Genomic DNA, 23,721 nt, shown 5'->3' on the forward strand with positions numbered 1-23,721 from the left:
AAAGCAGCCCATAAAGGGGAGGGAACGTCGATGTTTAAGAGGCTTCGGGAAGATATTGAAGTCGTTTTTGAACAGGATCCAGCGGCAAGAAGTTATTTCGAAGTCATTTTGACTTACTCTGGATTACATGCAGTTTGGGCCCATCGAATTGCACATGCTTTTTATAAAAAAAATTTCTTCTTTATTGCACGTTGGATCTCACAAGTTAGTCGTTTCTTTACTGGCATTGAGATTCATCCAGGAGCAACAATTGGTCGTCGTTTTTTCATAGACCATGGAATGGGGGTTGTAATTGGAGAAACGTGCGAAATTGGTGATAATGTAACGATCTATCAAGGGGTTACATTAGGTGGTACGGGTAAAGAAAAGGGAAAGAGGCACCCTACAATTCAGGATAATGTATTAATTGCAACAGGTGCTAAAGTACTAGGTTCTATTACAGTTGGAGAGAATTCTAAAATTGGAGCAGGTTCTGTCGTATTAAAAGAAGTCCCTGCACATTCTACAGTTGTAGGTATACCTGGCCGAGTCGTTATTCAAAATGGAGTAAAAATCGGTCAAGAATTAAATCATTCTGACCTTCCAGACCCAATTTTTGATAAGTTAAAGGTCATGGAAGTAGAACTTGATAAATTGAAAAAACAACTTGAAGTAAAGGTAGAAAGGAAGGATAAAAATGACTATTCACATTTATAATACGTTAACACGTCAAAAGGAAGAGTTTACTCCATTAGAAGAAAATAAGGTAAAGATGTATGTGTGTGGACCTACAGTTTATAACTATATTCACATTGGGAATGCAAGACCACCTATGGTATTTGATACGGTACGCCGTTATTTAGAATATAAAGGGTATGATGTGCAGTATGTGTCCAACTTTACTGACGTAGATGATAAATTAATTAAAGCAGCAAATGAATTAGGTGAAGATGTGCCGACAATTGCTGACCGTTTCGTTGAAGCGTACTTTGAGGATGTAACGGCACTAGGTTGCAAACACGCAACAGTTCATCCGCGTGTAACGGAAAATATGGATATTATTATTGAATTTATTCAAGAACTTGTGAATAAAGGATATGCATATGAATCAGAAGGTGATGTGTACTTTAGAACGAAGGAATTCGAAGGATATGGTAAATTATCGCATCAACCAATCGCAGACTTACGTCACGGTGCGCGTATTGAAGTAGGAGAAAAGAAACAAGACCCTCTTGATTTTGCTTTATGGAAAGATGCTAAAGAAGGAGAAATCTTCTGGGAAAGCCCTTGGGGGAAAGGTCGTCCAGGCTGGCATATTGAATGCTCGGCAATGGCACGTAAATACTTAGGAGATACAATCGATATTCATGCTGGTGGTCAAGACTTAGCATTTCCTCATCATGAGAATGAAATTGCGCAGTCTGAGGCGTTAACTGGAAAAACATTTGCACGTTACTGGATGCACAATGGATATATTAATATTAATAATGAGAAGATGTCTAAGTCATTGGGGAACTTTATTTTAGTTCACGATATCATTAAGCAATATAATCCGCAGTTAATTAGATTCTTTATGCTATCGGTACATTACCGTCATCCAATTAATTTCAGTGAAGAGTTATTACAAAGCACAAATAACGGACTGGAAAGAATTAAGACGGCTTACGGTAACTTAAAACACCGTATGGAAAGTAGTACTGATTTAACAGACCATAATGAGAAATGGTTAGCGGAACTGGAAAAATTCCAGACTGCATTTGAAGAAGCGATGAATGATGACTTCAACACTGCTAATGCAATCACTGAGTTATATAATGTGGCAAATCATGCGAATCAATATTTACTGGAAGAACATACGTCTACAGTGGTAATTGAAGCATACGTAAAACAACTTGAAACATTATTTGATATTTTAGGGTTAGAATTAGCGCAAGAAGAGTTGCTTGATGAAGAAATTGATGCACTTATTCAAAAACGCATTGAAGCTCGTAAAAATCGTGATTTTGCATTATCAGATCAAATTCGCGATGACTTAAAAGACCGTAATATTATTTTAGAAGATACCGCTCAAGGTACAAGATGGAAAAGAGGATAAGAATGATTGATGCAAAGCAATTAAACAGCTTAGCGTTAGCATACATGGGTGATGCGGTATATGAACAATATATCCGCTATCACCTACTTCAAAAAGGGAAAGTTCGCCCTAATCAATTACATCGATTAGGGACAAGCTTTGTTTCAGCAAAAGCACAGGCGAAAGTTGTTTATCATTTATTAGAGACGGCGTTTTTGACAGAGGAAGAAGAGGCGGTATTAAGAAGAGGACGTAATGCAAATTCAGGTACAGTTCCAAAAAATACGGATGTACAAACATATCGACATAGTACAGCCTTTGAAGCGCTAATTGGTTATCATCATTTATTAAATAACCGTGAAAGATTAGACGAAATTGTATATAAGGCTATTGCAGTTTTAGAAGAAAAGGAAGGGGGCACATCATCATGAGTAGTGAATATATTATCGGACGTAACCCTGTAATTGAGGCGTTACGATCAGGGAGAGATATAAATAAAATTTGGATCGCAGAAGGTGCTGCCAAAGGACAAGTACAGATTGTACTAGCGTTAGCGAAAGAAAATAAGGTTATTTTACAACATGCACCAAAGAAAAAGTTAGATCAATTAGTTGAGGGTAATCATCAAGGTGTAATTGCTCAAGTAGCTGCATATCAGTATGCGGAGTTAGAAGAGTTATTCAAAGTGGCAGAAAAACGTAATGAAGATCCATTCTTCTTAATTTTAGATGAGATTGAAGATCCGCATAACCTAGGTTCTATTATGCGTACTGCTGATGCGACAGGAGCTCATGGAATTATTATTCCAAAGAGAAGGGCTGTGGGGCTTACAGCGTCAGTTGCGAAAGCATCAACAGGAGCGATTGAATACATTCCTGTTGCGCGCGTAACGAACTTATCCCGTACAATTGATGAATTAAAAGAACGTGGACTTTGGATTGCTGGTACAGATGCCAAAGGGAAAACGGATTACCGTAATTTAGATGGTAAAATGCCAATTGGGTTAGTAATTGGTAGTGAAGGAAAAGGTATGAGTCGTATTATTGGTGAAAAGTGTGATTTCCTAATCACTCTACCGATGGTTGGTAAAGTTACATCCTTAAATGCTTCCGTAGCCGCAAGTTTGTTAATGTATGAGGTATATCGTAAACGTCACGAAATTGGTAAATAAAAGATGAACGATATTTTAATCGTTGACGGTTACAACATTATCGGAGCTTGGGGAGATTTGAAGAAACTGCGGGATGTAGATTTACAATCATCAAGAGATGCACTTATTGATAAGATGGCGGATTATCAAGGTTATACAGGTACAAAAGTGATGATAGTCTTTGATGCCTATACAGTACATGGTATTGAAAAAAAGATGAAACAATCTCGTGTGGAAGTAATATTCACACGAAAGAATCAAACTGCAGACGAAAAGATAGAGCAGCTTGCGATAGAGCTTAGAAATATAAATACACGAATATATGTTGCGACTTCTGATTACACGGAACAATGGGTTATATTTGCGCAAGGTGCCCTTCGGAAATCTGCGCGTGAATTAGAGTTGGAAGTACAGGCAATGGAGCAACAAGTAAGAAGGCGTACAAAAGACACGAAAGAACAGCAACCCGCCATGCGAAAGATATTTAGTAAAGATATTACAGAAAAATTAGAAAAATTAAGAAGAGGAGAGCGTTGAAGCATTGACGCTCTTTGTCTTTTTACTGTATAATATTGCTAAATAAATAGCGGTCGGAGGGATCAAGGTGGAAGCAGGCTTCGTAAGTGTAGGCGACGTTACATTTCGTGATTTAGAGGATGAGGCAATCGTTGAGTTAGTTCGAAAAGGTAATACTGACGCTCTAGAATATTTAATTCACAAATATAAGAACTTTGTTCGCGCGAAATCAAGATCTTACTTTTTAGTGGGTGCCGATCGAGAAGATATTGTTCAAGAAGGTATGATAGGATTGTTTAAAGCAATTCGTGATTATAAAGAGGACAAGCTGTCTTCATTCAAAGCATTTGCTGAACTGTGTATCACTCGACAAATTATTACCGCTATTAAAACGGCAACAAGGCAAAAACATATTCCCTTAAATTCGTATGTGTCTTTAGATAAGCCGATTTACGATGAGGAATCTGATCGAACATTATTGGATGTTATTTCTGAAGCGAAGGTAACTGATCCTGAAGAGATGATTATTAGCCAAGAAGAATATACAGACATAGAATCAAAAATATCAGAATTATTAAGCGATTTAGAAAGAAAAGTACTTTCTTTATATCTAGATGGGCGTTCTTATCAAGAGATTTCAGAACAGTTAAACAGACATGTGAAATCTATTGATAACGCTTTACAGCGGGTGAAGAGGAAATTGGAACGATATATGGAAATGCGAGAAAGTACAACTTTAAATTCATAACAAATAACAAGTGCAACAGGTGTAAAATAAATCACCTGTTTTCTTTTGTAGACAGTACAAAATGCATGTCATTGACATTGTCTTTTATTGTATGATACATTTTTAGGGACATAATGTTACAAGGTTGGTGTAACTAATGAGGAAAAAAGTTGTACTCTCATGTGAAGAGTGTAAAAATCGAAACTACTCTACTATGAAAGATACGAGCTCAATAGAGCGACTTGAAATAAAAAAGTTTTGTAAAACATGCAATCAGCATACAGTTCACAAGGAAACAAAATAAATAATTGAAATAATACACTGGAGGTCCCGCAGATGCGTTTAACGAACTTTTTCGGCGATGTAGGTCGCGAAATGAAAAAAGTAAGTTGGCCTAAAAAAGATGAATTACTCCGCTCAACAGCGACTGTTGTTGCTACAGTTGTGTTCTTTGCGATTTTCTTCGCAGTAGTTGATATGGGCATTTCTTCTTTAATTCGGTTAATTCTTGGTTAATTCTTGAATAAGAAGCACTTATCCATGATATAATGTTATTTATAAGAACTGTGTAAAAGCCCGGTGAACGGGTTTTTTCATTTGCGCAAAAAAATGTACGTCAGGGAGGGAAGGACGCTCGTCCTAAATGAATGGAAAAAAGTTGGTATGTTGTCCATACTTATTCTGGATATGAAAATAAAGTAAAAGCAAACCTAGAGAAGCGTGTAGAATCAATGGGTATGCAAGATAAAATTTTCCGTGTTGTTGTCCCGGAAGAAGTAGAAGTAGAAATGAAAAACGGAAAAGAAAAATTAATGAAAAGAAAAGTGTTCCCAGGTTATGTATTAGTAGAATTAATCATGACTGATGATTCTTGGTATGTTGTACGTAACACGCCGGGTGTAACTGGGTTCGTTGGTTCTTCTGGTTCTGGATCTAAACCATCACCTCTATTAGAAGAGGAAGTTGTTACCATTATGAAACATATGGGAATGGACAACGAAGTGGTTGATTTCGACTTTGAACTTCATGAGACAGTACGTGTAAATGAGGGGCCATTCGCAGATTATACAGGTGCTATTGAAGAAATTGATGTGGAGAAGAAAAAGGTTAGCGTACTTGTGGACATGTTTGGTCGCGAGACTCCAGTTGAACTTGACTTCCATCAAATTGAAAAATTATAAAATGAAACTTGAAATGAATTGTAAAAAGTGATAATATCTTTTAAGTCAGTACGTCTTCGTTATCGGAGACGTTTTTTGAAAGATTTTATCCTTACAGATAAAATATGACGTGGGAGGGCAAATCACTGTCCAATTGACCACATCACGGACTTAAGGAGGTGTGTCTCGTGGCTAAAAAGGTAATTAAAATGGTAAAGCTTCAAATTCCTGCAGGTAAAGCTAACCCAGCTCCACCAGTTGGTCCAGCATTAGGACAAGCAGGTGTTAACATCATGGGCTTCTGTAAAGAGTTTAACGCTCGTACAGCAGATCAAGCTGGTCTTATCATCCCTGTTGAAATTACGGTATTTGAGGACCGTTCATTCACTTTCATTACTAAAACTCCTCCTGCTGCTGTTCTTCTTAAGAAAGTAGCTGGTATTGAGTCTGGTTCTGGTGAACCAAACCGTAATAAAGTGGCAACTGTTAAGCGTGATAAAGTACGCGAAATCGCTGAAACTAAAATGCCTGACCTAAACGCTGCTAGCGTAGAAGCTGCAATGCGTATGGTTGAAGGTACTGCACGCAGTATGGGCATCGTTATCGAAGACTAATTCGATTTGTTTTTAAAAAAGGTTGCGGGTCTGGAATTCCAATTCGCAACCTTTATTATCGTAAATGATTATTGTTTTTAAATAAATGGATGGCGCTCATCCTCAGGTTATACCTGAAAACAGGCGTAAACGTGGGAGGTTATTCCGCTAAAACCACATTCGAGGAGGAAATAAAAATGGCTAAAAGAGGTAAAAAGTACGTAGAAGCTGCAAAGCTTGTTGATCGTGCATCTGCTTACTCTGCAACAGAAGCAGTAGAATTAGTAAAGAAAACAAACACAGCTAAATTTGATGCAACTGTAGAAGCTGCATTCCGTTTAGGTGTTGACCCTAAGAAAGCTGACCAACAAATCCGTGGTGCAGTTGTTCTTCCACACGGTACTGGTAAAGTACAACGTGTATTAGTGTTCGCTAAAGGTGAAAAAGCTAAAGAAGCTGAAGCTGCTGGCGCTGACTTCGTAGGCGATACTGATTACATCGGTAAAATCCAACAAGGTTGGTTCGATTTCGATGTAGTAGTAGCAACTCCTGACATGATGGGTGAAGTTGGTAAACTTGGTCGCGTATTAGGACCTAAAGGTTTAATGCCAAACCCTAAAACTGGAACAGTTACTTTCGATGTAACTAAAGCTGTTAACGAAATCAAAGCTGGTAAAGTTGAATACCGTGTTGATAAAGCTGGTAACATCCATGTTCCAATCGGTAAAGTATCTTTCGAAGATGCTAAATTAGTAGAAAACTTCAAAACAATCGCTGACACTTTATTAAAAGTTAAGCCATCTGCTGCAAAAGGTACTTACATGAAGAACGTAACAGTTGCTTCTACAATGGGACCTGGCGTACGCGTAGACGTTTCTACATTAGCGTAAAAATTGGAAGTTGACTTCATAAAGAAGATTTAATATAATCATTTATGTTGTGAATTTAAATAGTGTACCGTAGACAGTAGGTGTCAATAGACTTAATTTCCTACCTAGGTGTTAATATACGAAACGGAATTTTTTTCTGTGACTATATGCCTCCATGTCTACAAGTTGGGCATGGAGGTTTTTAGTGCACTTTCGGTACATCTTCTATATAATCTACAGGAGGTGTAATAACATGAGCAAAGTAATCGAAACTAAACAACAAGTTGTAACTGAAATCGCGGACAAACTTCGTGCTAGTAAATCTACAATTGTTGTTGACTACCGTGGTTTAACAGTTTCTGAAGCAACAGAATTACGTAAGCAATTACGTGAAGCTGGCGTTGAGTTCAAAGTTTACAAAAACTCTCTAACTCGTCGTGCTGCAGAATCTGCTGAAATGGCTGAGTTAAACGAATTCTTAACAGGACCAAACGCAATCGCGTTCAGTAACGAGGATGTAGTTGCTCCTGCGAAAGTATTAAACGACTTCGCTACAAAACATGAAGCTTTAGAAATTAAAGCGGGCGTAATCGAAGGTAAACTTGTAACACTTGATGAGGTTAAAGCAATCGCTACTCTTCCATCACGTGAAGGCTTACTTTCTATGCTTCTTAGCGTTCTTCAAGCTCCAATCCGTAACCTTGCACTTGCTACTAAAGCAGTTGCAGAACAAAAGGAAGAGCAAGGCGCTTAATTTTTTAAAAGATAATTACTTGTTATCTATAAAACAATACAAACCTATTTAAGGGAGGATATTTACAATGACTAAAGAACAAATCATTGAAGCAGTTAAATCTATGACTGTATTAGAACTTAACGACTTAGTAAAAGCTATCGAGGAAGAATTCGGCGTAACTGCTGCTGCTCCTGTAGCTGTAGCTGGTGGCGCTGGTGAAGCTGCTGCTGAAAAAACTGAGTTTGACGTAGTACTTGCAAGTGCTGGCGCTCAAAAAATCAAAGTTATCAAAGCTGTACGTGAAATCACTGGTCTTGGCTTAAAAGAAGCTAAAGAATTAGTTGACAACACTCCAAAAGCAATCAAAGAAGGCGTTTCTAAAGAGGAAGCTGAAGAAATGAAAGCTAAACTTGAAGAAGTTGGCGCTGCTGTAGAAGTTAAGTAATTAACTTTTGATGCTTTAAAAAAAGCTCGCTCTCATGCGAGCTTTTTTTTTAACTGTAAAGAAAAGAGGTGGCCATATGGCAGACCATTATTTTTCTAACGACCCTTCTAGTAAAAGTGATCGTAAACGATGGGAATTTCCACTTCGTGGATCTCAATTTACTTTTTTATCTGACCATGGGGTGTTTTCGAAAAACGAGGTGGACTTTGGTTCTCGTCTTTTAATTGAAGCGTTTCAAATGCCGGATATTAAAGGTGATATATTAGACGTAGGTTGTGGATACGGTCCTATTGGTTTGTCGTTAGCGAAAGAGTTTCAAGGTTGTGAAGTTCACATGGTGGATGTGAATGAAAGGGCGCTTGGGCTTGCGAAAGAAAATGCCGCTAATAACAGAATCGAGAATATACGTATTTTTCAAAGTAGCGTCTATGAAAATGTAGATGGCGAGTATGCTGCTATTCTATCTAACCCTCCAATTCGTGCGGGTAAGGATATCGTACATGAGATTTTAGAAAAAGCTGTGGAGTATTTAGTTCCAGGTGGAGAACTTTGGATTGTTATTCAAAAGAAGCAAGGTGCACCATCTGCGCTGAAAAAACTAGAAGAAGTATTTTCTGAAGTTGAGATTGTAGAAAAGAAAAAAGGATATTATATCATAAAATCAAAAAAACGTTGACGGTTATTTTTGGCTATGTTAACATTATACAATGCCAATATATGATTTTCTGCGTTGAGAAAGATGTATATTTTTGTTTCTCTTGGAAAAGATAGTAAAATCAGCAGATTATGAAACAGAATGATGGTTTTCTTATAGAAGCCATTTTTCTTTTTTGAGCAGGTAGAAAGACTCAACGTATTTATCTTTAAGAGAAAAAGACTACGCTAATAGCAGTAGTTGTATTTATTTGTGATTTTGCACAAATTTTTTTGTGCATTTATAATACTCATGATTTGAGGGGTGAAGCAGTTGACAGGTCAACTAGTTCAATACGGACGCCACCGCCAACGAAGAAGTTATGCCCGTATTAGTGAAGTATTAGAGTTACCAAATCTTATCGAAATTCAAACCTCTTCTTATCAGTGGTTTCTTGATGAGGGTTTGCGAGAAATGTTCCAAGACATTTCTCCGATTGAAGACTTTACGGGAAATCTATCGCTTGAATTTATCGACTACAGCTTAGGTGAACCTAAATACTCTGTAGACGAATGCAAAGAGCGTGATGTGACGTATGCAGCACCACTTCGTGTAAAAGTGCGTCTAATCAACAAGGAAACTGGTGAAGTAAAAGAACAAGATGTGTTCATGGGAGATTTCCCACTCATGACAGAGACTGGAACATTCGTAATTAACGGTGCAGAACGTGTTATCGTTTCCCAGTTAGTTCGCTCTCCAAGCGTATACTATAGTGGCAAAGTGGATAAAAACGGAAAACGTGGTTTTACTGCTACTGTAATTCCAAACCGCGGAGCTTGGTTAGAGTATGAGACAGATGCTAAGGATGTTGTATATGTGCGTATTGACCGTACGCGTAAACTTCCTGTAACTGTTTTGTTACGCGCATTAGGGTTTGGCTCTGATCAAGAAATCACCGAGCTTTTAGGTGATAACGAATACTTAAGCAACACATTAGAAAAAGACAACACAGATAGTACAGAAAAAGCATTGCTTGAAATTTATGAGCGTCTACGTCCTGGTGAACCACCAACAGTAGAAAATGCTAAGAGCTTACTTGTGTCTCGTTTCTTCGATCCAAAGCGCTACGATTTAGCAAATGTAGGTCGCTATAAGATCAACAAGAAGTTACACATTAAAAACAGATTGTTTAATCAACGTTTAGCTGAAACATTAGTGGATCCAGAAACTGGTGAAATTTTAGCGGCAGAAGGAACAATCTTAGATCGTCGTACACTTGATCGCATTTTACCTTACTTAGAGAAAAACATTGGATTCAAAACAGCGAAACCAATGGGTGGAGTGGTAGAAGGCGATGTTGAGCTGCAATCTATTAAGATTTATGCTCCTGAGTCGGAAGGCGAACGTGTAATTAATGTAATTGGTAATGCAAATATTACTCGTGATGTGAAACACATCACACCAGGTGATATCCTTGCTTCTATCAGTTACTTCTTCAACCTACTATACAAAGTAGGGGATACAGATGATATTGACCATTTAGGAAACCGTCGTCTGCGTTCTGTTGGAGAACTATTACAAAATCAATTCCGTATCGGTCTTTCTCGTATGGAACGTGTTGTTCGTGAGAGAATGTCGATCCAAGATACAAATGCAATTACACCACAGGCGCTAATTAATATTCGTCCTGTTATTGCATCTATTAAAGAGTTCTTCGGAAGTTCTCAGTTATCTCAGTTCATGGACCAAACAAATCCATTAGCAGAGTTAACTCACAAACGAAGACTATCTGCATTAGGACCTGGTGGTTTAACGCGTGAGCGCGCAGGCTTTGAAGTACGTGACGTTCATTACTCCCACTACGGTCGTATGTGTCCGATTGAAACACCAGAGGGACCAAACATCGGTTTGATTAACTCATTATCTTCGTTCGCGAAAGTAAATGAGTTTGGTTTCATTGAAACACCATATCGTCGTGTTGACCCAGAAACTGGTCTTGTAACAGGGCATGTTGATTATTTAACAGCAGATGAAGAAGATAACTATGTTGTAGCCCAAGCGAATATGAAATTATCTGATGAAGGTGAATTCCTAAGTGAAGATATCGTAGCTCGTTTCCGTGGTGAAAACATTGTCACAAATAGAGAACGCATCGACTACATGGATGTATCTCCAAAACAAGTAGTGTCGGCAGCGACAGCTTGTATTCCGTTCTTAGAAAACGATGACTCTAACCGCGCACTTATGGGAGCGAACATGCAACGTCAGGCGGTTCCGTTAATGAATCCGGAATCTCCGATTGTAGGTACAGGTATGGAGTACGTATCAGCAAAAGACTCAGGTGCTGCAGTAATCTGTAAACATCCTGGTGTTGTTGAGCGCGTAGAAGCACGTGAAGTTTGGGTACGTCGCTATGTAGAAGTTGACGGTCAAACAGTAAAAGGCGACTTAGATCGCTACAAAATGCAAAAATTCATTCGTTCTAACCAAGGAACTTGTTACAACCAACGTCCAATCGTAAGTGTTGGAAATGAAGTTGTAAAAGGTGAAATCCTTGCGGATGGTCCTTCTATGGAATTAGGTGAACTAGCACTTGGACGTAACGTGCTTGTTGGCTTCATGACTTGGGACGGTTATAACTACGAGGATGCGATCATCATGAGTGAGCGCCTTGTAAAAGATGATGTGTACACTTCTATTCATATTGAAGAATATGAATCAGAAGCTCGTGATACGAAGCTTGGACCAGAAGAAATTACACGTGACATTCCAAATGTTGGGGAAGACGCATTACGTAACCTTGACGAGCGCGGTATCATTCGCGTTGGTGCTGAAGTAAAAGATGGAGATTTACTTGTTGGTAAAGTAACACCTAAAGGTGTAACAGAATTAACAGCTGAAGAACGTCTATTACATGCTATCTTTGGAGAAAAAGCGCGTGAAGTACGTGATACATCACTACGTGTACCACACGGTGGTGGCGGTATTATCTTAGACGTAAAAGTATTCAACCGTGAAGATGGCGATGAATTGCCACCAGGCGTGAATCAACTTGTACGTGCATATATCGTTCAAAAACGTAAAATTTCTGAAGGTGACAAGATGGCCGGACGTCACGGTAACAAAGGTGTTATTTCTCGTATTTTACCAGAAGAAGATATGCCTTACTTACCAGACGGTACGCCAATCGATATCATGTTAAACCCATTAGGGGTACCATCTCGTATGAATATCGGTCAGGTATTAGAGCTTCATCTTGGTATGGCAGCAAGATACCTGGGCATTCACATTGCAACACCAGTATTCGATGGTGCTCGTGAGGAAGATGTTTGGGGCACAATTGAAGAAGCTGGTATGGCAAATGACGCGAAAACAATCCTGTATGACGGACGTACTGGTGAACCATTCGATAACCGCGTATCTGTTGGTGTCATGTATATGATCAAACTTGCGCACATGGTTGACGATAAACTTCATGCTCGTTCTACTGGACCATACTCACTTGTAACGCAGCAACCTCTTGGAGGTAAAGCTCAGTTCGGTGGACAGCGTTTCGGTGAGATGGAGGTTTGGGCACTTGAAGCTTACGGTGCTGCTTATACTCTTCAAGAAATCTTAACAGTGAAGTCTGATGATGTTGTTGGACGTGTTAAGACTTATGAAGCAATTGTTAAAGGCGAAAATGTTCCAGAACCAGGCGTTCCTGAATCATTCAAAGTATTGATTAAAGAGCTGCAAAGTTTAGGTATGGACGTTAAAATGATGTCTAGCGACGATACAGAAATTGAAATGCGTGATACAGAAGATGACGATGATCATCAATCAGCAGATAAATTGAATGTCGAAGTTGAGACAACTAAGGAATAATTGGGATAACCTGTAGACTAAAAGGGAGGTAGGCCCCTTGATAGATGTAAATAACTTTGAATATATGAAGATTGGACTTGCTTCACCTGACAAGATTCGTTCTTGGTCATACGGTGAAGTTAAGAAACCAGAAACTATTAACTATCGTACGTTAAAGCCTGAAAAAGATGGCTTGTTCTGTGAGCGTATTTTCGGACCACAAAAGGACTGGGAATGTCATTGCGGAAAATACAAACGTGTACGTTATAAAGGTGTAGTTTGTGATCGATGTGGCGTTGAAGTAACGCGTGCAAAAGTACGTCGTGAACGTATGGGTCATATTGAATTAGCTGCTCCTGTATCTCATATTTGGTATTTCAAAGGTATCCCGAGCCGCATGGGACTTGTCTTAGACATGTCCCCTCGCGCGCTTGAAGAAGTAATTTATTTCGCTTCTTATGTTGTAACAGAAAGTGGAGATACACCACTTGATAAGAAGCAATTACTTTCTGAAAAAGAATACCGTGCATATCGTGATCGATATGGTAGCACATTCCAAGCTGCTATGGGTGCAGAAGCGATTAAAAAGCTACTACAAGACATTGATTTAGATAAAGAAGTAGACTTCTTAAAAGAAGAATTAAAAACAGCACAAGGACAACGCCGTACTCGTGCTATTAAACGTCTAGAAGTATTAGAAGCATTCCGTAACTCTGGAAATGAACCATCTTGGATGATCTTAGATGTTCTACCAGTTATCCCACCAGAACTACGCCCAATGGTACAGTTAGATGGTGGACGTTTTGCTACTTCTGACTTAAACGACTTATATCGTCGTGTAATTAACCGTAACAACCGTTTAAAACGTCTATTGGACCTAGGTGCTCCAAGCATCATTGTTCAAAACGAAAAACGTATGTTACAAGAAGCTGTAGATGCATTAATTGATAATGGTCGTCGTGGCCGTCCAGTAACTGGACCAGGTAACCGTCCATTAAAATCACTATCTCACATGCTTAAAGGTAAACAAGGACGTTTCCGTCAAAACTTATTAGGTAAACGTGTTGACTACTCTGGCCGTTCTGTAATCGTTGTAGGACCGAACTTAAAGATGTACCAATGTGGATTACCGAAAGAAATGGCGCTTGAACTGTTCAAACCTTTTGTTATGAAAGAGTTAGTTGGAAAAGGGTTAGCACACAACATTAAGAGTGCGAAACGTAAAATTGAGCGTGTACACCCTGAAGTTTGGGACGTTTTAGAATCTGTGATTAAAGAACATCCAGTACTTCTAAACCGCGCACCAACACTTCACCGTCTTGGTATCCAGGCGTTTGAACCTACATTAGTAGAAGGTCGCGCAATTCGTCTTCACCCACTTGTATGTACTGCATACAACGCGGACTTTGACGGTGACCAAATGGCGGTTCACGTTCCGTTATCATCAGAGGCACAAGCAGAAGCTCGTATTCTTATGTTAGCGGCACAAAACATCTTGAATCCAAAAGACGGAAAACCAGTTGTTACTCCATCTCAGGATATGGTATTAGGTAACTACTACTTAACACTTGAGCGTGAAGGCGCAATCGGTGAAGGTATGGTCTTCAAAGATGCAAACGAAGCAATACTTGCATATCAAAATGGATATGTACATCTGCACACACGTGTTGCAGTTGCTGCAAGTTCAGTAAATAACGTAACGTTTACTGAAGAGCAAAAAGGTAAGCTTCTATTAACAACAGTTGGTAAATTAATATTTAACGAAATCTTACCAGAGTCGTTCCCTTATATTAATGAACCGACAAACTCAAACCTTGAAAAAGAAACACCAGCGGAATATTTCGTTGAAAAAGGTGCGAACATTAAAGAAATTATTGCTAGTCGCGAAGAAGTGGCGCCATTTAGCAAGAAGATCCTTGGTAACATCATTGCGGAAGTGTTCAAACGTTTCCAAATTACAGAAACGTCTCGCATGCTTGACCGTATGAAAAACTTAGGGTTCAAGTACTCTACAAAAGCTGGTATTACAGTTGGGGTATCTGACATTCTTGTATTAGGCGAAAAAGATGAAATTCTCCACGAAGCACAAGCAAAAGTAGATAATGTAATTAAACAATTCCGTCGCGGTTTAATCACGGAAGAAGAACGTTACGATCGCGTTATCTCTATTTGGAGTAATGCAAAAGATGTTATCCAAGGAAAACTGATGAAATCCTTGAATAAACGCAATCCAATCTTCATGATGAGTGACTCAGGTGCCCGTGGTAACGCATCTAACTTTACTCAGCTTGCTGGTATGCGTGGTCTGATGGCCAATCCATCTGGTCGTATCATCGAACTTCCAATCAAATCGAGTTTCCGTGAAGGTTTAACAGTACTTGAGTACTTCATCTCTACGCATGGTGCGCGTAAAGGTCTTGCCGATACAGCACTTAAAACTGCCGATTCTGGTTACTTAACACGTCGTCTTGTAGACGTTGCACAAGATGTAATTGTCCGTGAAGATGATTGTGGAACAGATCGTGGTCTATTAATTGGTGCGATTAAAGAGGGTAATGAAGTAATTGAGTCATTATATGATCGTCTTGTTGGACGTTTTGCAAGAAAAACTGTAAAACATCCTGAAACAGGTGAAGTATTAGTTAGTGAAAACCAATTAATTACTGAAGATATCGCTCATATCGTTGAAAATTCGGGTGTTGAAACTGTAAATATTCGTTCAGCGTTTACGTGTAACACTCGCCATGGTGTATGTAAGAAGTGTTACGGTCGTAACTTAGCAACTGGTACAGACGTAGAAGTAGGAGAAGCGGTAGGTATTATCGCAGCTCAATCTATTGGTGAGCCAGGTACACAGTTAACGATGCGTACATTCCATACAGGTGGGGTTGCCGGAGATGATATCACTCAAGGTTTACCTCGTATCCAAGAGATCTTCGAAGCTCGTAATCCGAAAGGTCAGGCAGTTATCAGTGAAATCGACGGTGTTATCGCAGCGATCAACGATGTTAAAGATCGCCAAGAAGTAGTTGTACAGGGTGAAGTTGAAGCTCGTACGTATGCTATTCCTTACGGTGCTCGTCTGAAAGTAACTCCAGGACAGCCAATTAGCCACGGTAAAGAGTTAACAGAAGGTTCTATTGATCCGAAAGAATTACTAAAAGTAACGGACATTACAGCAGTTCAAGAATACTTATTACGTGAAGTTCAAAAAGTATACCGTATGCAAGGGGTAGAAATTGGTGACAAACACGTAGAGGTAATGGTACGTCAAATGCTACGTAAAGTTCGTGTAAGTGATGCAGGTGAAACAGACGTATTACCAGGAACATTACTAGATATCCATCAGTTTACTGATGCGAATGCGAAGGTGTTACTGAAAGGTAAACAACCAGCGACAGCTAGACCTGTTCTACTTGGTATTACAAAAGCTTCACTTGAAACTGATTCATTCTTATCTGCAGCATCATTCCAAGAAACAACTCGTGTCTTAACTGATGCAGCAATTAAAGGTAAACGTGATGAGCTTCTAGGATTGAAAGAGAACGTTATTATCGGTAAACTTGTTCCTGCTGGAACAGGTATGAATCGTTATCGCAAAGTGGATCTTGTAAAAACAACACAAGATAACATGAATGTAGAAAACGATGAGATTTATGTGGAACAGTAAAATTTTCCGTCGTAAATTTTGTATAAAAACATCTAATCCTAGTTGACATTGTATGAGTCAAAATGTTACTATAATCAAGGTTGCTCCTGAACGATGCTTTGGAGGATATTTATATGTCTTATCAAAAAGTGTCAAATGCTGAAAATGTAGTCGTTGGTCATAAACGCACATTGGAAGCAATCAAAAATGGTATAGTTAAAGAAGTTGTTATTGCAGAAGATGCTGATGTGCGGTTAACCCATGTTATCATTCGCACTGCTTTGCAACATAACATACCCATAACAAAGGTTGAATCAGTTCGTAAGCTTGGAAAAGTTTCGGGGATTCAAGTGGGAGCTTCAGCAATAGGAATAATAAGTTAAAACTGTTTTTGTGAGGAGAGAGCATTTGCTCTTCCTTGCAAAAACTTTGTTTTCAACTAATAATGAACCACCTGGATATGTGGTCATACAAACATGCGAAGGGAGGATAATCAAATGCCTACTATTAACCAATTAGTGAGAAATGGTCGTACTGATAAAGTATGGAAATCTAAATCACCTGCGTTAAACAAAGGATTTAACTCTTTAAAGAAAAAATCAACTGATATCTCTGCACCTCAAAAACGTGGTGTATGTACTCGTGTTGGTACAATGACTCCAAAGAAACCTAACTCAGCGTTACGTAAATACGCTCGTGTACGTTTAACAAACGGTATTGAAGTTACAGCTTACATCCCAGGTATCGGTCATAACTTACAAGAGCATAGCGTAGTATTAATTCGCGGTGGTCGAGTAAAGGATTTACCAGGGGTACGTTACCACATCGTTCGTGGAGCGCTTGATACAGCTGGTGTTGACAAACGTATGCAAGGACGTTCTAAATATGGTACTAAGCGACCAAAACCTGCTAAAAAATAATAAACTTATAATGAAAGGAGGAACTCAATATGCCTCGTAAAGGACCTGTTGCGAAACGTGACGTGTTACCAGATCCAATGTACAATTCTAAGCTAGTAACACGCCTTATCAACAAAATGATGGTTGACGGTAAAAAAGGTAAATCTCAAACAATTCTTTATAACGCTTTCGATATCGTTCGTGAACGTTCAGATAAAGAACCAATGGAAGTATTCGAGCAAGCTCTTAAGAACATCATGCCTGTTCTTGAAGTACGCGCTCGTCGTGTTGGTGGTGCTAACTACCAAGTTCCAGTTGAGGTTCGTCCAGAACGCCGTACAACTTTAGGTCTTCGCTGGTTAGTAAACTATGCTCGTCTTCGTGGTGAAAAAACTATGGAAGAGCGTCTAGCTTACGAAATCTTAGATGCAGCTAACAACGCTGGTGCATCTGTTAAGAAACGTGAAGACACTCATAAAATGGCAGAAGCTAACAAAGCATTTGCTCATTACCGTTGGTAGGATTCAACGTAAAATAAATGTATGCATAAACCGCTTTATTTGTCGCTTATGGAAGTGTGGAGAGGGAGAATGCCTCTCCCTTTCGTTGGGCGCTCGTTTTACATAATGAGGGTACTGGACACTGGCATATGTAACAATATAAAGTGGCTTTTTTGCTACTTAAAATAAAAAATCCAATCCATATATGGAAGGAGCAAGACACCAAATGACAAGAGAGTTCTCTTTAGAAAACACTCGTAATATTGGTATCATGGCTCACATCGATGCTGGTAAAACAACAGCAACTGAGCGTATTCTGTATTACACAGGACGTATTCATAAAATCGGTGAAACTCATGAAGGTGCATCTCAGATGGACTGGATGGAGCAAGAGCAAGAGCGTGGTATCACAATTACTTCTGCTGCAACTACAGCTCAATGGAAAGGTCACCGTGTAAACATCATTGATACTCCAGGACACGTAGACTTCACAGTAGAAGTAGAACGTTCTTTACGCGTACTTGATGGTGCGGTAGCAGTACTTGATGCACAATCTGGTGTAGAACCACAAACAGAAACTGTTTGGCGTCAGGCTACTACTTACGGTGTACCTCGTATCGTATTCGTTAACAAAATGGATAAGATCGGTGCAGATTTCTTATACTCTGTAGGAACAATCCACGATCGTTTACAAGCAAACGCACATCCAATTCAGTTACCAATCGGTGCTGAAGATGAGTTCAATGGTATCATTGACCTTGTTGAAGAGTGTGCTTACATGTACGGTAACGATTTAGGAACAGACATCGAGCGTGTCGAAATTCCTGAAGAGCACAAAGAACTAGCTGAAGAATACCGTGGAAAGCTTATTGAAGCGGTAGCTGAGCTTGATGAAGAAATGATGATGAAGTACCTAGAAGGTGAAGAAATCACTGTAGAAGAGCTTAAAGCTGGTATCCGTAAGGCTACAACTTCTGTAGAATTCTTCCCAGTAATCTGTGGTTCTGCATTCAAAAACAAAGGTGTTCAAATTCTGTTAGACGCAGTTATCGACTACCTACCATCTCCATTAGATGTACCTGCTATTAAAGGTACTCTTCCGGATACAGATGAAGAAGTAGAACGTAAGTCTAGCGATGAAGAACCATTCGCAGCTTTAGCATTCAAAATCATGACTGACCCTTATGTTGGTAAGTTAACGTTCTTCCGTGTGTACTCTGGTGTGTTAAACTCTGGATCATACGTGAAAAACTCAACTAAAGGTAAGCGTGAGCGTGTAGGACGTATCCTACAAATGCACGCTAACAGCCGTGAAGAGATTTCAACAGTTTACGCTGGTGATATCGCTGCTGCTGTAGGTTTAAAAGATACTACTACTGGTGATACTCTTTGTGACGAGAAGAGCCTTGTTATCCTTGAGTCTATGGAATTCCCAGAGCCAGTTATCTCTGTAGCTATCGAACCAAAATCTAAAGCTGACCAAGATAAAATGGGTACAGCATTATCTAAGCTTTCTGAAGAAGATCCAACATTCCGTGCTCACACTGACCAAGAAACTGGCCAAACTATCATCGCTGGTATGGGTGAACTTCACCTTGATATCATCGTTGACCGTATGCGCCGTGAATTCAAAGTCGAAGCAAACGTTGGTGCTCCTCAGGTAGCATACCGTGAAACTTTCCGCGCTGCTGCGAAAGTTGAAGGTAAGTTTGCTCGTCAATCTGGTGGACGTGGACAATTCGGTCACGTTTGGATTGAGTTTGCACCTAACGAAGAAGGTAAAGGATTTGAATTCGAAAACAAAATCGTCGGCGGTGTAGTTCCACGTGAATACATCCCAGCTGTTGGAGCGGGTCTTGAAGACTCACTTAAAAATGGTGTACTAGCTGGTTACCCACTAGTTGACATTAAAGCAGCATTAGTTGACGGTTCTTACCATGATGTCGATTCATCTGAGATGGCGTTCAAAATCGCTGCATCTATGGCACTTAAAGCTGCGGTTTCTAAATGTAACCCAGTAATTCTTGAGCCAATGATGAAAGTTGAAGTTGTAATTCCTGAAGAGTACATGGGAGACATCATGGGTGACGTAACATCTCGTCGTGGACGTGTAGAAGGTATGGAAGCTCGCGGTAACGCACAAGTTGTTCGCGCTATGGTTCCACTTTCTGAAATGTTCGGTTATGCGACAGCATTACGTTCTAACACTCAAGGACGCGGAACATTCTCAATGACATTTGATCATTATGAAGAAGTACCGAAGTCTGTTTCAGAAGAAATTATTAAAAAAAATAAAGGCGAATAATTGATTTTTATCAATTGTTCGAGTATAACTACTTATGTAAGCTTAGAAAGTGGGACGTAAGTTTCGCTTTCTAGTCTAAATATAAAATAACCTATATAAACTAAGGAGGAATTTAGAATGGCTAAAGCTAAATTCGAACGTTCTAAACCCCATGTTAACATCGGTACAATCGGCCACGTTGACCATGGTAAAACTACATTAACTGCTGCGATCACTACAGTTCTTGCAAAAGCTGGTGGTGCTGAAGCACGCGGATACGATCAAATCGACGCTGCTCCAGAAGAAAGAGAGCGCGGAATCACAATCTCAACTGCACACGTTGAGTACGAAACTGAAACTCGTCACTATGCACACGTTGACTGCCCAGGTCACGCTGACTATGTTAAAAACATGATCACTGGTGCTGCTCAAATGGACGGCGGTATCTTAGTAGTATCTGCTGCTGATGGCCCAATGCCTCAAACACGTGAGCACATCCTTCTTTCTCGTCAAGTAGGTGTTCCTTACATCGTTGTATTCTTGAACAAATGCGACATGGTAGACGACGAAGAATTATTAGAATTAGTAGAAATGGAAGTTCGTGACCTATTATCTGAATACGGATTCCCAGGCGACGACATTCCTGTAATCAAAGGTTCTGCTCTTAAAGCTCTTCAAGGAGAAGCTGATTGGGAAGCAAAAATCATTGAATTAATGACTGAAGTTGATGCTTACATCCCAACTCCAGAACGTGAAACTGACAAACCATTCTTAATGCCTATCGAGGATGTATTCTCTATCACAGGTCGTGGTACAGTTGCAACTGGTCGTGTAGAGCGCGGAATCGTTAAAGTTGGTGACGTAGTAGAAATCATCGGTCTTGCTGAAGAGAATGCTTCTACAACTGTAACTGGTGTAGAAATGTTCCGTAAACTTCTTGACCAAGCTCAAGCTGGAGACAACATCGGTGCTCTTCTTCGTGGGGTTGCTCGTGAAGACATCCAACGTGGACAAGTTCTTGCTAAAACTGGCTCTGTAAAAGCACACGCTAAATTCAAAGCTGAAGTTTTCGTATTATCTAAAGAAGAAGGTGGACGTCACACTCCATTCTTCGCTAACTACCGTCCTCAGTTCTACTTCCGTACAACTGACGTAACTGGTATCATCCAATTACCAGAAGGTACTGAAATGGTAATGCCTGGTGACAACATCGAAATGACTATCGAACTTATCGCTCCAATCGCTATCGAAGAGGGAACTAAATTCTCTATTCGTGAAGGTGGACGTACAGTAGGTTACGGTGTAGTTGCTACTATCGTTGAGTAATCTTAGCTGATATAAAAAAACCTAAGGGATTTTCCCTTAGGTTTTTTGTTTGCGTTTATATAAAGAAGAAGAGTGTGTTTTTTTGTTTTGACGAGTTTCTTCTATAGTAATATAAAAACAACAAAATATAATCCAGAAACTGTAAAACGAATTCTGTTAGATGAAAACTTGAAATTCTTTAAAGTGCCATGTATAATAGCAAAAGTAGAGAAAAGCAGATGCAAACAAAAAGATGCTTGCATCTAGACGAATAACATTGTATAATAGACAATGTTGGTCTTTGACTGCGATGAAGTGGAAGGTTGCTGACACACCCGGCCGCTTTGCCATGGCATGGTGTGGGGAAATTTCCATGGAGAAGGTCTATTTTAGAAATAGGCGAACGAAGGAGGGAAAATAATGGCAAAAGAAAAAATTCGTATCCGTTTAAAAGCTTATGATCACCGTATTCTTGATCAATCAGCTGAGAAAATTGTAGAAACAGCTAAGCGTTCTGGGGCAACAGTTTCTGGTCCGATCCCATTACCAACTGAGAAGACTATTTACACAATTCTTCGTGCTGTTCATAAGTACAAAGATTCTCGTGAGCAATTCGAAATGCGCACACACAAACGTTTAATCGATATCGTGAGTCCTACTCCACAAACAGTAGATTCATTAATGCGTTTAGACTTACCGTCTGGTGTAGATATCGAAATCAAACTATAAATTATATAACTTAAAAATGTAGGAGGTGTAACTCATGACCAAAGGAATCTTAGGAAGAAAGATCGGTATGACTCAAGTATTTGCTGAGAACGGTGAGTTAATCCCAGTAACAGTTATCGCTGCTAATCCAAACGTTGTTCTTCAAAAGAAAACAACTGAAACTGATGGCTACAATGCAATCCAGTTAGGATTTGAAGATAAACGTGAAAAGTTAACTAACAAACCTGAACAAGGCCACACTGCTAAAGCATCTACAACTCCTAAGCGCTTCATTCGCGAAATCCGCGATGCAGACGTGGACGGATTAGAGGTTGGTCAAGAGGTAAAAGTTGAAGTTTTCGCTGCAGGTGAAATCGTTGACGTAACAGGAATTTCTAAAGGTAAAGGTTTCCAAGGTGTTATCAAACGCCACGGACAATCTCGCGGACCTATGTCTCATGGTTCTCGCTATCACCGTCGTCCAGGTTCAATGGGCCCAGTTGCTCCGAACCGTGTATTCAAAGGCAAAAAACTTGCTGGACGTATGGGTGGAGACCAAGTTACTATCCAAAACTTAGAAATCGTTCAAGTTGACACTGAGCGCAACTTATTACTAGTAAAAGGTAACGTTCCAGGTGCTAAGAAATCTCTTGTAGTTGTTCAAGGCGCTGTGAAGGTTAGCAAATAATTCACAATAGGAAGGAGGAATTCCAATGCCAAAAGTTACTGTATATAACCAAACTGGTTCACAGGTTGGTGAAATCGAATTAGCTGAAGCTATTTTCGGTATCGAACCAAATGAAGCTGTACTTTTCGAAGCTGTAATGATGCAACGTGCATCTTTACGTCAAGGTACACACAAAGTAAAAACTCGCTCTGAAGTTCGCGGTGGTGGTCGTAAACCATGGCGTCAAAAAGGAACTGGACGTGCTCGTCAAGGGTCTATCCGCTCTCCTCAATGGCGTGGTGGTGGTACGGTATTCGGACCTACACCAAGAAGCTATGCGTACAAACTTCCTAAGAAAGTTCGTCGTTTAGCAATCAAATCTGCATTAGCTACTAAAGTAGTTGAGAACAACATTGTAGTTCTTGAAGACCTAGTGTTAAATGCACCAAAAACAAAAGACATGCTAGCAGTACTTAAAGGATTAACTGTTGAGAAGAAAGCTCTTATCGTAACTGCTGATGCAAACGAATCTGTAGAGTTATCTGCTCGCAATATCCCTGGAGTAACAGTAATCACTGCTGATGGCGTAAACGTTTTAGACGTGCTTCATCATGATAAGCTAATCATGACAAAAGCGGCAGTGGAAAAAGTAGAGGAGGTGCTTGCATAATGAGAGATCCTCGTGATATCATTAAGCGCCCAGTTATCACTGAACGTTCTATGGAAATGATGGCTGAAAAAAAATACACGTTCGATGTGGACGTTAAATCTAATAAAACAGAAGTTAAAGATGCTCTTGAAGCGATCTTTGGTGTTAAAGTAGAAAAAGTGAACATCATGAACTACAAGCCGAAAGCAAAACGCGTTGGTCGTCACGCTGGTTTTACTAGCCGTCGTCGTAAAGCAATCGTTAAGCTAACTGCTGACAGCAAAGAAATCGAAATCTTCCAAGGCGTTTAATTCTTACTAAAGAAGGAGGG

At 39.6% G+C, this 23,721-nt stretch carries 25 protein-coding genes and 1 other annotated feature; all 25 genes read left to right on the plus strand.

Annotation, left to right across the window (positions count from 1 at the left end; all coding sequences use genetic code 11):
- Positions 1-30: 30 nt before the first annotated feature.
- The 25 genes from cysE to rplW all read left to right on the plus strand — a co-directional run bounded on the left by cysE (position 31) and on the right by rplW (position 23,701).
- A complete protein-coding gene (gene cysE, locus BUA87_RS28055; RefSeq protein WP_000476500.1) occupies positions 31-696 on the plus strand; it encodes a serine O-acetyltransferase in 666 nt (221 codons plus the stop codon).
- Positions 677-2,074, plus strand: coding sequence for a cysteine--tRNA ligase (gene cysS, locus BUA87_RS28060; protein WP_000152272.1), 1,398 nt, complete (start codon positions 677-679; stop codon positions 2,072-2,074). Before cysE ends, cysS begins: the two co-directional genes overlap by 20 nt.
- Positions 2,075-2,076: 2 nt before the next feature.
- A complete protein-coding gene (locus BUA87_RS28065; protein ID WP_000564261.1) occupies positions 2,077-2,484 on the plus strand; it encodes a Mini-ribonuclease 3 in 408 nt (135 codons plus the stop codon).
- Complete coding sequence (rlmB, locus tag BUA87_RS28070; protein WP_000093765.1) at positions 2,481-3,224, plus strand: 23S rRNA (guanosine(2251)-2'-O)-methyltransferase RlmB; 744 nt, start codon at positions 2,481-2,483, stop codon at positions 3,222-3,224. Before BUA87_RS28065 ends, rlmB begins: the two co-directional genes overlap by 4 nt.
- A gap of 3 nt (positions 3,225-3,227) precedes the next feature.
- Complete coding sequence (locus BUA87_RS28075) at positions 3,228-3,740, plus strand: NYN domain-containing protein (RefSeq protein ID WP_000997887.1); 513 nt, start codon at positions 3,228-3,230, stop codon at positions 3,738-3,740.
- A gap of 67 nt (positions 3,741-3,807) precedes the next feature.
- Positions 3,808-4,467 carry an RNA polymerase factor sigma-70 gene (locus BUA87_RS28080; RefSeq protein ID WP_000387198.1) on the plus strand — a complete coding sequence of 220 codons (660 nt, stop codon included), beginning with the start codon at positions 3,808-3,810 and terminating at the stop codon, positions 4,465-4,467.
- A gap of 136 nt (positions 4,468-4,603) precedes the next feature.
- Positions 4,604-4,750 carry a 50S ribosomal protein L33 gene (gene rpmG / locus BUA87_RS28085; RefSeq protein ID WP_014481927.1) on the plus strand — a complete coding sequence of 49 codons (147 nt, stop codon included), beginning with the start codon at positions 4,604-4,606 and terminating at the stop codon, positions 4,748-4,750.
- Positions 4,751-4,782: 32 nt separating this feature from the next.
- Positions 4,783-4,962 carry a preprotein translocase subunit SecE gene (secE, locus tag BUA87_RS28090; RefSeq protein ID WP_001241323.1) on the plus strand — a complete coding sequence of 60 codons (180 nt, stop codon included), beginning with the start codon at positions 4,783-4,785 and terminating at the stop codon, positions 4,960-4,962.
- A gap of 131 nt (positions 4,963-5,093) precedes the next feature.
- A complete protein-coding gene (nusG, locus tag BUA87_RS28095) occupies positions 5,094-5,627 on the plus strand; it encodes a transcription termination/antitermination protein NusG (RefSeq protein WP_000415794.1) in 534 nt (177 codons plus the stop codon).
- Positions 5,628-5,794: 167 nt separating this feature from the next.
- Entirely contained in the window at positions 5,795-6,220 is a 426-nt protein-coding gene (rplK, locus tag BUA87_RS28100; RefSeq protein WP_001085872.1) for a 50S ribosomal protein L11, read from the plus strand.
- A 176-nt stretch (positions 6,221-6,396) separates the two neighbouring features.
- Entirely contained in the window at positions 6,397-7,089 is a 693-nt protein-coding gene (gene rplA / locus BUA87_RS28105; RefSeq protein WP_002094239.1) for a 50S ribosomal protein L1, read from the plus strand.
- A gap of 49 nt (positions 7,090-7,138) precedes the next feature.
- Positions 7,139-7,282, plus strand: a sequence feature (ribosomal protein L10 leader region).
- 39 nt (positions 7,283-7,321) lie between these two features.
- On the plus strand, positions 7,322-7,822 hold the full coding sequence (gene rplJ, locus BUA87_RS28110; protein WP_000048718.1) for a 50S ribosomal protein L10: 501 nt from the start codon (positions 7,322-7,324) through the stop codon (positions 7,820-7,822).
- A 67-nt stretch (positions 7,823-7,889) separates the two neighbouring features.
- Positions 7,890-8,249 carry a 50S ribosomal protein L7/L12 gene (gene rplL, locus BUA87_RS28115; RefSeq protein WP_000159737.1) on the plus strand — a complete coding sequence of 120 codons (360 nt, stop codon included), beginning with the start codon at positions 7,890-7,892 and terminating at the stop codon, positions 8,247-8,249.
- 76 nt (positions 8,250-8,325) lie between these two features.
- Positions 8,326-8,925 carry a class I SAM-dependent methyltransferase gene (locus tag BUA87_RS28120; protein WP_000763269.1) on the plus strand — a complete coding sequence of 200 codons (600 nt, stop codon included), beginning with the start codon at positions 8,326-8,328 and terminating at the stop codon, positions 8,923-8,925.
- Between the two features lie 291 nt (positions 8,926-9,216).
- Complete coding sequence (gene rpoB, locus BUA87_RS28125; RefSeq protein WP_000147553.1) at positions 9,217-12,750, plus strand: DNA-directed RNA polymerase subunit beta; 3,534 nt, start codon at positions 9,217-9,219, stop codon at positions 12,748-12,750.
- 37 nt (positions 12,751-12,787) lie between these two features.
- The gene (gene rpoC, locus BUA87_RS28130) at positions 12,788-16,399 is read left to right on the plus strand and encodes a DNA-directed RNA polymerase subunit beta' (protein WP_000567943.1); all 3,612 of its coding nucleotides are present in this window, start codon (positions 12,788-12,790) and stop codon (positions 16,397-16,399) included.
- Between the two features lie 113 nt (positions 16,400-16,512).
- Positions 16,513-16,761, plus strand: coding sequence for a 50S ribosomal protein L7ae-like protein (locus tag BUA87_RS28135; RefSeq protein ID WP_000121833.1), 249 nt, complete (start codon positions 16,513-16,515; stop codon positions 16,759-16,761).
- A 114-nt stretch (positions 16,762-16,875) separates the two neighbouring features.
- On the plus strand, positions 16,876-17,298 hold the full coding sequence (gene rpsL, locus BUA87_RS28140; RefSeq protein ID WP_001142341.1) for a 30S ribosomal protein S12: 423 nt from the start codon (positions 16,876-16,878) through the stop codon (positions 17,296-17,298).
- A 29-nt stretch (positions 17,299-17,327) separates the two neighbouring features.
- The gene (gene rpsG / locus BUA87_RS28145) at positions 17,328-17,798 is read left to right on the plus strand and encodes a 30S ribosomal protein S7 (protein WP_001137492.1); all 471 of its coding nucleotides are present in this window, start codon (positions 17,328-17,330) and stop codon (positions 17,796-17,798) included.
- A gap of 205 nt (positions 17,799-18,003) precedes the next feature.
- A complete protein-coding gene (gene fusA, locus BUA87_RS28150) occupies positions 18,004-20,082 on the plus strand; it encodes an elongation factor G (RefSeq protein WP_000196384.1) in 2,079 nt (692 codons plus the stop codon).
- Positions 20,083-20,199: 117 nt separating this feature from the next.
- Positions 20,200-21,387: an elongation factor Tu gene (gene tuf / locus BUA87_RS28155; RefSeq protein WP_001029617.1), complete on the plus strand. Its 1,188-nt coding sequence runs from the start codon at positions 20,200-20,202 to the stop codon at positions 21,385-21,387.
- Between the two features lie 399 nt (positions 21,388-21,786).
- Positions 21,787-22,095 (plus strand): 30S ribosomal protein S10, encoded by a 309-nt coding sequence (gene rpsJ, locus BUA87_RS28165; RefSeq protein WP_001040595.1) that lies wholly within the window; start codon positions 21,787-21,789, stop codon positions 22,093-22,095.
- Between the two features lie 34 nt (positions 22,096-22,129).
- Entirely contained in the window at positions 22,130-22,762 is a 633-nt protein-coding gene (rplC, locus tag BUA87_RS28170; RefSeq protein ID WP_000160209.1) for a 50S ribosomal protein L3, read from the plus strand.
- A gap of 25 nt (positions 22,763-22,787) precedes the next feature.
- Positions 22,788-23,411 carry a 50S ribosomal protein L4 gene (gene rplD, locus BUA87_RS28175; protein WP_001127258.1) on the plus strand — a complete coding sequence of 208 codons (624 nt, stop codon included), beginning with the start codon at positions 22,788-22,790 and terminating at the stop codon, positions 23,409-23,411.
- Positions 23,411-23,701, plus strand: a complete 291-nt coding sequence (gene rplW / locus BUA87_RS28180) for a 50S ribosomal protein L23 (RefSeq protein WP_001205558.1) — start codon at positions 23,411-23,413, stop codon at positions 23,699-23,701. The genes rplD and rplW overlap by 1 nt, the downstream gene beginning before the upstream one ends.
- Positions 23,702-23,721 lie beyond the last annotated feature (20 nt).

Source organism: Bacillus sp. bc15 (genome assembly GCF_900142585.1).
GTDB classification, from domain to species: Bacteria; Bacillota; Bacilli; order Bacillales; family Bacillaceae_G; genus Bacillus_A; species Bacillus_A cereus.